This window comes from Leucobacter manosquensis, assembly GCF_018304845.1.
Classification (GTDB): domain Bacteria; phylum Actinomycetota; class Actinomycetes; order Actinomycetales; family Microbacteriaceae; genus Leucobacter; species Leucobacter alluvii.
The window spans coordinates 966,419-979,608 of the sequence record NZ_JAFEVO010000001.1 but is presented as its reverse complement, the minus strand read 5'-3'; the positions used below and the strand labels follow the sequence as shown (position 1 = coordinate 979,608).

Sequence of the window (13,190 nt, the reverse complement as noted above, 5' to 3'; positions counted from 1 at the left end):
TGTCTGGATCGCCTTTGGGTGTGATGGGTGTGGGCGGGTGTGGTGCTGCTGATACTAATTAATTTCATTGGTCACACACCTGGCGGATCCCTTTGGGGGTTTGGGTGGGTGTGTGTTTCTGAATACTTATGTGATTTCAAGTTTCTAAGAGCAAACGGTGGATGCCTTGGCATCTGGAGCCGAAGAAGGACGTAGTAATCTGCGATAAGCCTCGGGGAGCCGATAAACGGGCTATGATTCGAGGATTTCCGAATGGGGAAACCCCGCCAGGGCGCGTGCGTACCTGGTGACTCCCGCCTGAATATATAGGGCGGGTAGAGGGAACGTGGGGAAGTGAAACATCTCAGTACCCACAGGAAGAGAAAACAACAGTGATTCCGGGAGTAGTGGCGAGCGAAACCGGATGAGGCTAAACCGGTCATGTGTGATACCTAGCAGGGGTTGCATGGTCGGGGTTGCGGGACGTGCCGTGAAGGGCTGCTGACCTTCGAACGTGAGAGTGAAGCTATAGGAGAACGCCTTGGAATGGGCGACCGGAGTGGGTGAGAGTCCCGTATCCGAAATGGTTTTACCGCGTGGTGTGTATCCCAAGTAGCACGGGGCCCGAGAAATCCCGTGTGAATCTGTCAGGACCACCTGATAAGCCTAAATACTTCCAGATGACCGATAGCGGACTAGTACCGTGAGGGAAAGGTGAAAAGTACCCCGGGAGGGGAGTGAAATAGTACCTGAAACCGTTTGCTTACAATCCGTCGGAGCAGGCTTTGTATCTGTGACGGCGTGCCTTTTGAAGAATGAGCCTGCGAGTTAGCGATATGTGGCGAGGTTAACCCGTGAGGGGCAGCCGTAGCGAAAGCGAGTCTGAATAGGGCGATTCAGTCGCATGTCCTAGACCCGAAGCGAAGTGATCTATCCATGGCCAGGTTGAAGCGACGGTAAGACGTCGTGGAGGACCGAACCCACTTAGGTTGAAAACTGAGGGGATGAGCTGTGGATAGGGGTGAAAGGCCAATCAAACTTCGTGATAGCTGGTTCTCTCCGAAATGCATTTAGGTGCAGCGTTGCGTGTTTCTTGCCGGAGGTAGAGCTACTGGATGGCCGATGGGCCCTACAAGGTTACTGACGTCAGCTAAACTCCGAATGCCGGTAAGTGAGAGCGCAGCAGTGAGACTGTGGGGGATAAGCTTCATAGTCGAGAGGGAAACAACCCAGATCACCAACTAAGGTCCCAAAGCGCGTGCTAAGTGGAAAAGGATGTGGAGTTGCTGTGACAACCAGGAGGTTGGCTTAGAAGCAGCCACCCTTGAAAGAGTGCGTAATAGCTCACTGGTCAAGTGATTCCGCGCCGACAATGTAACGGGGCTCAAGCACGCCACCGAAGTTGTGGCATTCATATTTATAGGTAGGCCTTCGTGGTCCAGCCGTATGGATGGGTAGGAGAGCGTCGTGTGGCGAGTGAAGCGGCGGTGTGAACCAGTCGTGGATGCCACACGAGTGAGAATGCAGGCATGAGTAGCGAAAGACGGGTGAGAAACCCGTCCTCCGGAAGACCAAGGGTTCCAGGGTCAAGCTAATCTTCCCTGGGTAAGTCGGGACCTAAGGCGAGGCCGACAGGCGTAGTCGATGGACAACGGGTTGATATTCCCGTACCGGCGGTAAACCGTCAAAGACCTAACCAGTAGTGCTCAGCTATCCAAAGCCTGTTACGGATCCTTCGGGTGATGTGCGGGTGGAGGTTGCGAACCCGATACTGGGGTGGTGAGCGTGAGGTGTGACGCAGGAAGGTAGCCTGTGCCGGGCGATGGTTGTCCCGGTGTAAATGTGTAGCCCGTCGATTATGAAGAGTTTTCGGCTTTGGGTGAGACATGATGCGGACCCGTATGGGGAAGCAGGTGATCCTATGCTGCCAAGAAAAGCATCGACGTGAGGTTTGCTGTTGCCCGTACCCCAAACCGACTCAGGTGGTCAGGTAGAGAATACTCAGGAGATCGAGATAATCATGGTGAAGGAACTCGGCAAAATGCCCCCGTAACTTCGGGAGAAGGGGGGCCATCCACTTATACCAACTTGCTTGGGAAAGGGTGTGGTGGCCGCAGAGACCAGTGGGAAGCGACTGTTTACTAAAAACACAGGTCCGTGCTAACACGCAAGTGGATGTATACGGACTGACGCCTGCCCGGTGCTGGAAGGTTAAGAGGAGAGGTTAGACCTTTGGGTCGAAGCTTTGAATTTAAGCCCCAGTAAACGGCGGTGGTAACTATAACCATCCTAAGGTAGCGAAATTCCTTGTCGGGTAAGTTCCGACCTGCACGAATGGCGTAACGACTTCCCAGCTGTCTCCACCGTGAACTCGGCGAAATTGCAGTACGAGTAAAGATGCTCGTTACGCGCAGAAGGACGGAAAGACCCCGTGACCTTTACTACAGCTTGGTATTGGTGTTCGGTGTGGCTTGTGTAGGATAGGTGGGAGACTGTGAAGCTCAGACGCTAGTTTGGGTGGAGTCGTTGTTGAAATACCACTCTGGTCATATTGGATATCTAACTACGGACCCTGATCGGGTTCTGGGACAGTGCCTGGTGGGTAGTTTAACTGGGGCGGTTGCCTCCCAAAAAGTAACGGAGGCGCCCAAAGGTTCCCTCAACCTGGTTGGCAATCAGGTGGCGAGTGTAAGTGCACAAGGGAGCTTGACTGTGAGACTGACAGGTCGAGCAGGGACGAAAGTCGGGACTAGTGATCCGGCAGTGGCTTGTGGAAGCGCTGTCGCTCAACGGATAAAAGGTACCTCGGGGATAACAGGCTGATCTTGCCCAAGAGTCCATATCGACGGCATGGTTTGGCACCTCGATGTCGGCTCGTCGCATCCTGGGGCTGGAGTTGGTCCCAAGGGTTGGGCTGTTCGCCCATTAAAGCGGTACGCGAGCTGGGTTTAGAACGTCGTGAGACAGTTCGGTCCCTATCCTCTGCGCGCGTTGGAGATTTGAGAGGATCTGACCCTAGTACGAGAGGACCGGGTTGGACGGACCTCTGGTGTGCCAGTTGTTCTGCCAAGGGCATGGCTGGTTGGCTACGTTCGGGATGGATAACCGCTGAAAGCATCTAAGCGGGAAGCCGGCCTCGAGATGAGATCTCCGTCACCCTTGTGGTGGTGAGGCTCCCAGTAGATTACTGGGTTGATAGGCCAGATGTGGAAGCACTGTAAGGTGTGGAGCTGACTGGTACTAATAAGCCGATGACTTGATTTCTTCCTCCCCTTGAGTGTGGGAGGGCATGAGTATCTTCAGTAACGATTGTTTCGCGTCCACTTTGTGGTTCTAGACGTACGGCCACACACGTCCACCCCTGGGGGTGGGGTGTGGTCATATGTGAATAGAGTTACGGCGGCCATAGCGTCAGGGAAACGCCCGGTCACATTCCGAACCCGGAAGCTAAGACTGATTGCGCCGATGGTACTGCAAGGGGGACCTTGTGGGAGAGTAGGACACCGCCGGACACCTTTTACAGAAAGGGTCGTACAGTGTAAGCCAGAGACGGCACACACTGTACGACCCTTTCGCCATTTCAGGGCCCTCGTCGTCGACGATGAACAGGTTTCCCGGTCGTGATCGGGGCTTCGAGCGTTCGTTCTCAGGGGAATGGGTGTTTCCCTTCCAGTAGACTGGTTCCAGAACTGAACGCCGACGGAACCGGAAGTGGGCCGCCTATGGGAGCGATGATGAGTGTCCTGCTCATCCTCGCTGTCGTATCCATCGCGACTCACCCGCTGGCTCGAGTACTCGGTCGCAACGTCTTCTTCGTAGGGGCGGCGCTCCTCGCAGCCGTTACCGGCCTCTTCGCCGTGCTCGCGGTCCAGGTGTACAGCGGTACGCCGGTCGTGGAGTCCTTCGCCTGGGTGCCGCAGCTCGACCTCACGCTGACGTTCCGGCTCGACACGATCTCCGTGCTCTTCGCATTGCTCGTCTCGGGGGCCGGCGCGCTGGTCCTGCTCTACTGCAGTCGCTATTTCGACGCGCACGAGCCGGGGCTCGAGCGCTTCGCCGCGGTGTTCATGGGGTTCGCGACGTCGATGCTCGGCCTCGTGCTCGCGGACGATGTCTATCTGCTCTTCATCTTCTGGGAAGGGACGACGATCTTCTCGTTCCTGCTCATCGGACACCTCACCCGTCTGCGCACGTCCACGGCCGCCGCTCTCCAAGCGCTCATGGTGACGACGCTCGGCGGACTCGCCATGCTCGTGGGCCTGGTGCTTCTCGCGAATCAGGTCGGCAGCTCGCTGCTCTCGGATATCGTCGCCACGCCTCCCCAGGGTGGCGTCGGCATCACGGCGGTGTTCTTGATCCTCGCCGGAGCACTCTCGAAATCGGCGATCTTCCCGTTCCACTTCTGGCTGCCGGGCGCCATGGCGGCGCCGACGCCGGTCAGCGCGTACCTGCACGCGGCGGCCATGGTCAAAGCAGGCATCTACCTGATCGCCCGCGTCACCCCGGCGTTCGGCGACGTGCCAGGCTATCGTGAGACGCTGGTCGTTCTCGGCGCCATCACCATGATCAACGGCGGCATTCGTGCGCTTCGCCAGTTCGACCTCAAGCTCATCGTGGCTCACGGTACTGTCAGCCAGTTGGGGCTGCTGGTCATGGTGTTCGGGGTGGGCGACCCGCGGGCGACCTTCGCCGGCTTCGCGCTGCTCTTCGCGCACGCACTCGCGAAAGCGCCACTCTTCCTCTCCGTCGGCGTCATCGACCATTCGACCGGCACCCGCGATCTGCGAAAGCTCAGCGGGCTCGGGAAGAAGATGCCGGTGCTCTTCGCGATCACGGTGCTGGCGTCGGCGTCCATGGCGGGGTTCCCGCCGTTCTTCGGTTTCATCGCGAAAGAGTCTGCGTTCACGGAGCTGCTCGAGGTCGGCCAGGAGCGGCCTCTGGCGATGGCGGCATTCGTGGTCGCAGTCGTCGGCAGCGTGCTCACAGTGGCATACATGGGTCGGTTCGTCTGGGGCGCTTTCGCATCGAAGCCGCACGTCGAGACCTGCCGAGTCGCTCACGCGCCCGAGCGTTCGATCCTGATCGCTCCCGGCGTGTTCGCTGGTGCGACACTCCTGATCGGGCTGGTCGCGCCTGCAGCCGACGCGGTGCTGCTTCCACTGGTCAACGCGGAAGCCGCAGGTGTGAAGATCGAGCATCTCGCACTGTGGCACGGTGTGACGCCGGCCCTGTTCGCCTCGGCGGGGGTGCTCATCGGCGGGTCGTTGCTGGCCTGGGTGCTCAGTCGTACGACCCGGCGCATGCAGCCTCCCGTCGAGCGGTTCTCGGCATCGCACGCCTACTGGATCGTGACGCACTTCGTCGATTCGATCGCGGTGAAGCTCACGTCCATCACGCAGCGCGGCTCGCTTCCGTTCTATCTCGCGGTGATCCTGATCGTGCTCGTCGGAACGCTGGGCGGCACCGCACTCGCGACCGCCGAATGGCCCGGTGAATTCGTGCTGATCAGTTCTCCGGTGCAGATCCCGATCGCACTGGTGATGATCATCGCCGCCCTGTTCTCCCTGCGCGCACGCACGCGATTCCAATCGGTGGTGCTCGTCGGCCTGACCGGATACGGCATGGCCGCGATCTTCGCAATGCACGGGGCCCCAGATCTCGCGTTGACCCAGGCGCTCGTCGAGACCGTCACGCTCATCGCATTCGTGCTCGTCATCCGGCGCCTGCCCCAGCGGATCGGTCATCGCGCGAGCCGCCCCAAGCGGTGGCTCCGTGCGGGCATCGGCATCGGCGTCGGGCTCGTCTTCGGCATGCTGGCGGTCATCGCACTCGGATCGCGCATCGCGGAGCCGATCTCCCTGCAGCTGCCCGAGCTCGCGTACGCCGGCGGCCACGGGAGCAACGTCGTCAATGTGATGCTCGTCGACATCCGCGGTTGGGACACGATGGGCGAGCTCTCCGTGATTCTGGCTGCCGCGACCGGTGTGGCGTCGCTCGTCTTCCTCAGCACCCGTGTCGACAACCGACCGAAGCTGAGCCGGCGGGACGCGCGACGGGCCGCGCAGGAACACCTGCTCCGCGTCGCAGACCCCAACGATCCCGCGCGTCGCATGACCTGGCTTCTGGCGGGACGGCACCTCGATCCGGCGCGCCGCTCGATCCTGCTCGAAGTCGTGGTGCGTCTCATCTTCCACGCGCTGATCATTCTGTCGATCTACCTGCTCCTGACCGGGCACAACTCGCCGGGAGGCGGATTCGCGGGTGGGCTCGTCGCCGGGCTCGCGCTCGTCGCGCGGTACCTCGCAGGCGGCCGCCACGAATTGGGGGCTACGGTTCCGCTCGATGCCGGCCGCATTCTCGGCGCCGGGCTCGCCATCGCGGTGTCGATGGCGTTCATCCCCATGCTCTTCGGGCAATCGGCACTGGCGTCGGCGTGGGTCGATATCGATCTCGGCATCTTCGGCTCCATTCCGCTGGTGACCTCGACGCTCTTCGACATCGGCGTGTACCTGGTCGTCTTCGGATTGATTCTCGACGTGCTCCGGAGTCTCGGCGCCGAAATCGATGAGCACGAAGAGGCGGATATCGCCTCGTTCGAGGAAGAGGAGGTGAGCTCGCGATGACGATGCCACTCGTTCTGGTCGCCGTGATGGTGGTGATGTACGCCTGCGGTGTCTACCTCATGCTCGATCGGTCGTTGACGCGCCTGCTGCTCGGCTTCCTCCTCGTGGGCAATGCGACGAACCTGCTCATATTCTTGATGTCGGGAAGCTTCGGAGCTGCGCCGATCTACGGAGAGGCGTCGGCCGAGGAGATGAGCGATCCGCTCCCGCAGGCGTTCATTCTCACGGCGATCGTCATCACATTCGGCGTCAGCGCCTTCCTGCTCGCGCTCATCTACCGGTCGTGGCGCCTCGCGCACGACCATGACGACCGCGTGCAGGACGACGATTCCGATCTGGAGCTCGCCACGACGCGCGCACTGGCAGCGACCGAGGTCACCGACGAAGACCTCGCGGAGACGCAGGAGTACGACGACGAGGACTACGCCGAATCCGGCGCAGACATCGCACCGAGCGGCAAGCCAGCCTCCGATGCATCCGAGACCGCGGGGGAGCCGAAGACATGATTCAGCTCGTTCCGCTCGCCGTGCTCATTCCCCTCGCGGGCGCCGCCTTCGCACTTGCCGTGCCCGGGCACCGCCGCCTGCAGCAGGGGATCACGCTGTTCGCCCTGAGCGCCGTCGTGCTGCTCAGCGGCGCGTTGATGTTCCTGGTGGATGCGCACGGCACGCTCGTCATGGAGGTCGGCGGCTGGGCGGCTCCGTTCGGCATCGCACTGGTCGTGGACCGGGTGTCGGCGCTCATGCTCACGGTGTCATCGATCGTGCTCCTCGGCGTCTTCCTCTTCTCGCTCGGTCAGGGCCTCGCCGACGGAGACGAAGACACGCCGGTGTCGATCTACTACCCGACGTACCTCGTGCTCGGCGCCGGCGTGTTCAACGCGTTCATCGCGGGCGACCTCTTCAACCTCTACGTCGGCTTCGAGATCCTGCTCGTGGCGAGCTACGTGCTCATCACGCTCGGAGGGACTGCGCAGCGCATTCGCGCCGGCGTGACGTACGTCATCGTGTCCCTCGTGTCGTCCGTGCTCTTCCTTGCAGCGATCGGGTTGATCTACGGCGCCACGGGCACGGTGAACATGGCGCAGCTCACGGTGCGGATCGCGGAGCTGCCGAGCGAGGTGCAACTCCTGCTCAATCTGGCACTGCTCATCGCGTTCGGCATCAAGGCCGCCGTCTTCCCGCTCGCCTTCTGGCTGCCGGACTCGTACCCGACGGCCCCGGCTCCGGTCACGGCGGTGTTCGCCGGATTGCTGACGAAGGTGGGCGTGTACGCCATCATTCGGACGCAGACGAAACTGTTCCCGGATTCGAGCGTCGACCGATTGCTCCTCATCATCGCGGGACTGACGCTCCTGGTCGGCATTCTCGGCGCCGTCTCGCAACTCGACATCAAACGGCTGCTGTCGTTCACGCTCATCAGCCACATCGGGTACATGATCTTCGGAATCGGCATGGCCAATGCAGCCGGCTTCGCCGCGACGATCTACTACATCGCGCATCACATCATCGTGCAGACGACCCTCTTCCTCGCCGTCGGTCTGGTCGAACGACAAGGCGGGACCACCTCGATCTCCGGTCTCGGCGGCTTGATGCGCACTGCGCCGTTCATCGCCATCCTCTTCTTCATCCCGATGCTGAACCTCGGCGGCATCCCCCCGTTCTCAGGGTTCATCGGGAAGCTCGGGCTCTTCACGGTCGCCGCCGATGTCGCGAGCCCAGAAGCGTACTGGCTCATCGGCATCGGGGCGCTCGTCTCCCTCCTCACCCTCTATGCGTTGGCGCGCGCGTGGGTGCTCGCGTTCTGGCGAGCACCGGCGCAGCAGGGAAGCGATCCGAAATCCGCGAAGCCCACCACCACGGAAGCCGTCATGCTGCGCGAGCGCGAGCAGGCGCTCTTCGAGCGCTTGCAGGACGCGCCAGATGCGCAGCCGCAGGCCGAGCAGAAGGAGATCCCGAAGCTGATGTTCGTGGCGACCACCGGCATGGTCGCCATCAGCGTCACGCTGACCATCTTCGCGGGTCCGCTCTACGCGTACGCGACCCGGGCAGGAGAAACCCTCGCCGAGCCGGGTATCGTCGTGGAACAGGTGCTGGGTGACGGCTCTGGAGCCGGTTCGGGCGGACCCGGCGGTGGGAGCGGCCAGACCACGCTCGAAGAGGGGGAATCGCATGAGTGATGCACCCATGGAGCTCGCGGGTGAATCGCCCCGCGAGGCCCGTCGACGCGAATTCGGCGTGCGGCTGCACGAACTGCCCCTCGTGATCGGTCTCGTCGTCCTCTGGATGATGCTCTGGCACGAGGTGTCACTGCTTTCGGTGCTCAGCGGTCTGGTCATCGCCGTGTTCGTCATGCGACTCTTCTACCTCCCGCCCGTGGAGCTCGCCGGTCGATTCAATGTCTGGCACGCACTGCGGTATCTGGGGTACTTCGTCTGGCACCTGGCGCGCGCCTCATGGGGAGTCGCGTGGCTGGCCGTGCGCCCCGGACCGGTGCCGACGACGTCGATCATCGCGGTGAAGCTCACCACGCGGTCCGACTTCATCATGACGATGGTCGCGCTCACGAACTCCTTGATCCCAGGATCTCTCGTGACCGAGATCGATCGATTCAACTCGACGCTGTACCTGCACGTGCTGAATACGCCGACGCAGCGCGAGCTGACGCAGATGCGACGCAGCGTGTACACCATCGAGCGCCTGTTGGTGATGGCAGCCGGGTCCAAGCAGGAAGTGCAGGCCCTGACATGAGCGATATCACGCAGCTCCTGCTCATCGCGGCTGGCATCGGTCTCACCGTGACCGCCCTCGCCGCCATCGTGCGCATCGTGCGCGGGCCGACGATTCTGGATCGCATGATCGCCTCCGATGTGCTCCTCACGACGCTGATGCTCGCCGTCGGCGCCGACATGGTGGCCCGCGGTCACACCGACACCATCCCGCTGATGACGGTGATCGCCGCCACTGCGACGCTCGCGACGATCGTCGTCGCCCGCTTCGTGAAGCGGCGCGCGGAGCAGCCTCCCCACCAGCAGCCGAAGGAGACGGGACATGTTTGATGCCGTACTCGATCTGATCGCGGCCGTCTGCATCTTCCTCGCCGCCGTGCTCTCGGTCGCGGCGGGAGTCGGTATCATCAGGTTCCCCGACGCGCTCAGCCGTCTGCACGCGGCGACGAAGCCCCAGATCTTCGGGCTTCTGCTGACGATCACGGCGATCGCGCTCGAGGAACGGTCCGTCGCGACGCTGCTCGCCCTGGTGCCGGTCTTCGTGTTTCAATCCCTCACCGCTCCCGTGGCCGCGCACATGGTGGGTCGCGCTGCGTATCGCACGGGGCAACTCGATACGACCACGCTCGTGGTCGACGAGTTGGCGCCGGCCATCGAGCGCAGCGAGGAGTCATTCGCGCGTCGCCCTGAACGGGAGAACGACGCTGGATCGGAGCCTTCGAAATCCGGCTGACGTGCAGCGAGCCGGGCCCGACGGGACCCGGCTCGCTGTCGACGATTCCTCGTGCGCGTCGTGGAGAGGAACTGCCTCGCTACGCGTCGACCAGGTATCGGCTGTAGGCCGGAACGGTCAGGAACGTCGGGAAGTCGTCGCCGAGCGCCACGTCGGTGAAGAGCTCCGCAGCGTCGTCGTAGCGATCGCCGTCCGCGCGTTCGAAACCGGCGACGGCCTCAGCGACGAGCTCGGCGACCCATTCCCGAGTGATCCGCGTGCCCTCGGTAGTCGACTGATCCTGATGGATCCACTGCCAGATCTGGGAACGGCTGATCTCGGCGGTCGCCGCGTCCTCCATCAGATTGTCGATGGCGACCGCGCCCAGTCCGCGGAGCCAGGCCTCGATGTACCGGATGCCGATCGAGACGTTCTCGCGCACGCCGGCCTCAGTGATATCCCGACCGATCCGCACGTCGAGCAGCTGAGCCGCGGTCACATGCACGTCATCGCGCTGCCGATCGACCTGGTTCGGGCGCTCACCGAGCACCGCATCGAACTCGGCTTGTGCGACGGGGATGAGGTCTGGGTGCGCCACCCACGTGCCGTCGAACCCGTCGCCGGCCTCACGGTGCTTGTCCGCGCGGACCTTCTCCTCCGCACGCGCTGTCACCTGCGGGTCCCGACGGTTGGGAATGAAGGCACTCATCCCGCCGATCGCGTGGGCGCCGCGCTTGTGGCAGGTCTGCACGAGCAGCTCGGTGTAGGCGCGCATGAACGGCACGGTCATGGTCACTTCACTGCGGTCCGGGAGCACGAAGCGAGCTCCGCGACCGCGGTAGTTCTTGATGATCGAGAAGATGTAGTCCCATCGCCCGGCGTTCAGTCCGGCGATGTGGTCCCGCATCACGTACAGGATCTCTTCCATCTCGAAAGCCGCTGGAAGCGTCTCGATGAGCACGGTCGCGCGAATGGTGCCGTGGGGGAGACCGAGCGCCTCCTCGGTGAAGGTGAAGACGTCGTCCCACAGTTTCGCCTCTTCGCTCGACTCGAGCTTGGCGATGTAGAAGTACGGTCCTCGTCCTCGTGATACGAGCTCGCGCGCGTTGTGGAACGCGTACAGTCCGAAGTCGACGAGGCTGCCCGACGCTGCACCGGCACGTCCATGCGTGTCCGTGAAGCGGAGGTGCTTCTCGACGAGGTGCCACCCGCGGGGCCTCATGACGATCGTCGGGGTGCGCTCGGCGGTGACCCGGTACTCCTTGCCGGCCTCGCTGGTGAAGGCGAGCTGCTCGCGAATCGCGTCGAAGAGCGAGATCTGGCCGCCGATGACGTTGCGCCACGTCGGGCTCGTCGCGTCTTCCTGATCTGCGAGCCAGACGCGAGCGCCGGAGTTCATCGCGTTGATCGTCATCTTCGGGTCGGTGGGGCCGGTGATCTCCACGCGCCGATCCTCGAGACCCGGGCCCGCGCCGGCGACGCGCCAGTTCGGATCCTCTCTGATCGCCCGAGTCTCCTCGCGAAACTTCGGATCGCGTCCGTTGCCGATCTCGTAGCGGCGTCGCTGTCGGTCGGCGAGACGCTCGTGCCGAGTGCTGGCGAAGCGGTCGTGCAGACGAGTCAGGAACTCGAGGGCATCGGGCGTGAGGATCTCTTCGCTGCGGGGGAATGGACGTCCGAGCACCTCGAACCGCGACGGCGATGTCGTGCTCTCGGATGTGCTGGTGCGTTCGGTGGTGGCGGTCTGCAGCTGCAGTCCCGCCTGGGTCGTCGTCATGATCTGCTCCTCGATATGAGTGGTGTCGGGTGAATTCGGTGGGGACCGTCGCTCAGTGGAACTGGCCCTCTTCGGTGGAGCCGACGAGTGCGAGGGTCGAGGCGTCCGGGTTGAGTGCGGTGGAGATCGCGTCGAAGTATCCGGTGCCGACCTCGCGCTGGTGCTTCGTCGCCGTGTAGCCGCGCGCCTCGTCTGCGAACTCGCGCTCCTGCAGTTCGACGTACGCCGACATCCCGTCGCGGGCGTAGCCGTGCGCCAGGTCGAACATCGACGAGTTCAGTGCGTGGAATCCCGCGAGGGTGATGAACTGGAAGGAGAAGCCCATCGCTCCGAGCTCGCGCTGGAACTTCGCGATCGTCTCGTCGTCCAGGTGCTTCTTCCAGTTGAACGAGGGAGAGCAGTTGTAGGCGAGCATCTGATCCGGGAATTCGGCCTTGACACTTTCGGCGAACTGGCGCGCCAGCTCCAGGTCGGGGGTGCCGGTCTCCATCCAGATGAGATCGGAGTACGGTGCGTAGGCCTTCGCCCTCGCGATGCACGGCGCGAGGCCGTTCGTGACCTTGTAGAAGCCCTCCGCCGTGCGCTCTCCGGTGACGAACGGACGATCGCGCTCGTCGACGTCCGAGGTGATGAGCGTCGCGGCCTCGGCGTCGGTACGGGCGATGATGACGCTGGGCACGCCGGCGACGTCGGCCGCGAGGCGCGCGGAGTTCAGCGTGCGCACGTGCTGCTGCGTGGGGATCAGCACCTTGCCGCCGAGGTGACCGCACTTCTTCTCGCTCGCGAGCTGATCCTCCCAGTGCACGCCGGCGGCACCGGACGCGATCATCGACTTCATCAGCTCGTACGCGTTGAGGGGTCCGCCGAAGCCGGCCTCGGCATCGGCGACGATCGGAACCAGCCAGTCCTCGACGGTGCTGATGCCTTCGGAGTGCTCGATCTGGTCGGCGCGGAGGAGTGCGTTGTTGATGCGGCGCACGACCTGCGGCACCGAGTTCGCGGGGTAGAGCGACTGATCGGGGTAGGTGTGACCCGAGATGTTGGCGTCGGCGGCCACCTGCCAGCCCGAGAGGTAGATCGCGCGCAGGCCGGCCTTCACCTGCTGCACGGCCTGGTTGCCCGTGAGTGCTCCGAGGGCGTTCGTGTAGCCGCCGGTCGGGGTCTCGCTGGTGAGCTGGCTCCACAGCTTCTCGGCGCCGCGGCGCGCCAGCGTGTGCTCCTCCTGCACGGTTCCCCTGAGCTTGACGACGTCGGCGGCGGTGTAATCGCGGGTGATTCCGTCCCAGCGCGGGTCGTTCTCCCAGTCCCAGGCGAGCTGCTCGGCGGATGAGGGGGTCTGCGATGCGTCGTTGGTCACGATGACTCCTGTGT

General features: G+C 62.9%; 8 protein-coding genes and 2 rRNA genes. 8 read left to right on the top strand and 2 right to left on the bottom strand.

Annotation, left to right across the window (positions count from 1 at the left end; all coding sequences use genetic code 11):
* Positions 1–134: 134 nt before the first annotated feature.
* From JSQ98_RS04540 to mnhG, 8 genes are all read left to right on the top strand, one after another.
* Positions 135–3,243, top strand: a 23S ribosomal RNA gene (locus JSQ98_RS04540).
* A gap of 131 nt (positions 3,244–3,374) precedes the next feature.
* Positions 3,375–3,491, top strand: a 5S ribosomal RNA gene (rrf, locus tag JSQ98_RS04535).
* Positions 3,492–3,710: 219 nt separating this feature from the next.
* Complete coding sequence (locus JSQ98_RS04530; protein ID WP_249290736.1) at positions 3,711–6,602, top strand: Na+/H+ antiporter subunit A; 2,892 nt, start codon at positions 3,711–3,713, stop codon at positions 6,600–6,602.
* Entirely contained in the window at positions 6,599–7,108 is a 510-nt protein-coding gene (locus tag JSQ98_RS04525; protein WP_090149479.1) for a Na(+)/H(+) antiporter subunit C, read from the top strand. Before JSQ98_RS04530 ends, JSQ98_RS04525 begins: the two co-directional genes overlap by 4 nt.
* A complete protein-coding gene (locus JSQ98_RS04520; protein ID WP_090149475.1) occupies positions 7,105–8,781 on the top strand; it encodes a Na+/H+ antiporter subunit D in 1,677 nt (558 codons plus the stop codon). Before JSQ98_RS04525 ends, JSQ98_RS04520 begins: the two co-directional genes overlap by 4 nt.
* Positions 8,774–9,352 (top strand): Na+/H+ antiporter subunit E, encoded by a 579-nt coding sequence (locus JSQ98_RS04515; RefSeq protein ID WP_249290735.1) that lies wholly within the window; start codon positions 8,774–8,776, stop codon positions 9,350–9,352. Before JSQ98_RS04520 ends, JSQ98_RS04515 begins: the two co-directional genes overlap by 8 nt.
* Positions 9,349–9,660 (top strand): MrpF/PhaF family protein, encoded by a 312-nt coding sequence (locus JSQ98_RS04510; protein WP_211648533.1) that lies wholly within the window; start codon positions 9,349–9,351, stop codon positions 9,658–9,660. Before JSQ98_RS04515 ends, JSQ98_RS04510 begins: the two co-directional genes overlap by 4 nt.
* Positions 9,653–10,063 (top strand): monovalent cation/H(+) antiporter subunit G, encoded by a 411-nt coding sequence (mnhG, locus tag JSQ98_RS04505; RefSeq protein ID WP_090149461.1) that lies wholly within the window; start codon positions 9,653–9,655, stop codon positions 10,061–10,063. The genes JSQ98_RS04510 and mnhG overlap by 8 nt, the downstream gene beginning before the upstream one ends.
* A gap of 79 nt (positions 10,064–10,142) precedes the next feature.
* Here the strand turns inward: mnhG and aceB are convergent, their stop codons facing one another.
* Both aceB and aceA read right to left on the bottom strand, forming a co-directional pair.
* Positions 10,143–11,819 (bottom strand): malate synthase A, encoded by a 1,677-nt coding sequence (gene aceB / locus JSQ98_RS04500; RefSeq protein WP_211648531.1) that lies wholly within the window; start codon positions 11,817–11,819, stop codon positions 10,143–10,145.
* Positions 11,820–11,871: 52 nt separating this feature from the next.
* On the bottom strand, positions 11,872–13,176 hold the full coding sequence (gene aceA / locus JSQ98_RS04495) for an isocitrate lyase (protein ID WP_090149453.1): 1,305 nt from the start codon (positions 13,174–13,176) through the stop codon (positions 11,872–11,874).
* Between the last annotated feature and the right edge of the window lie 14 nt (positions 13,177–13,190).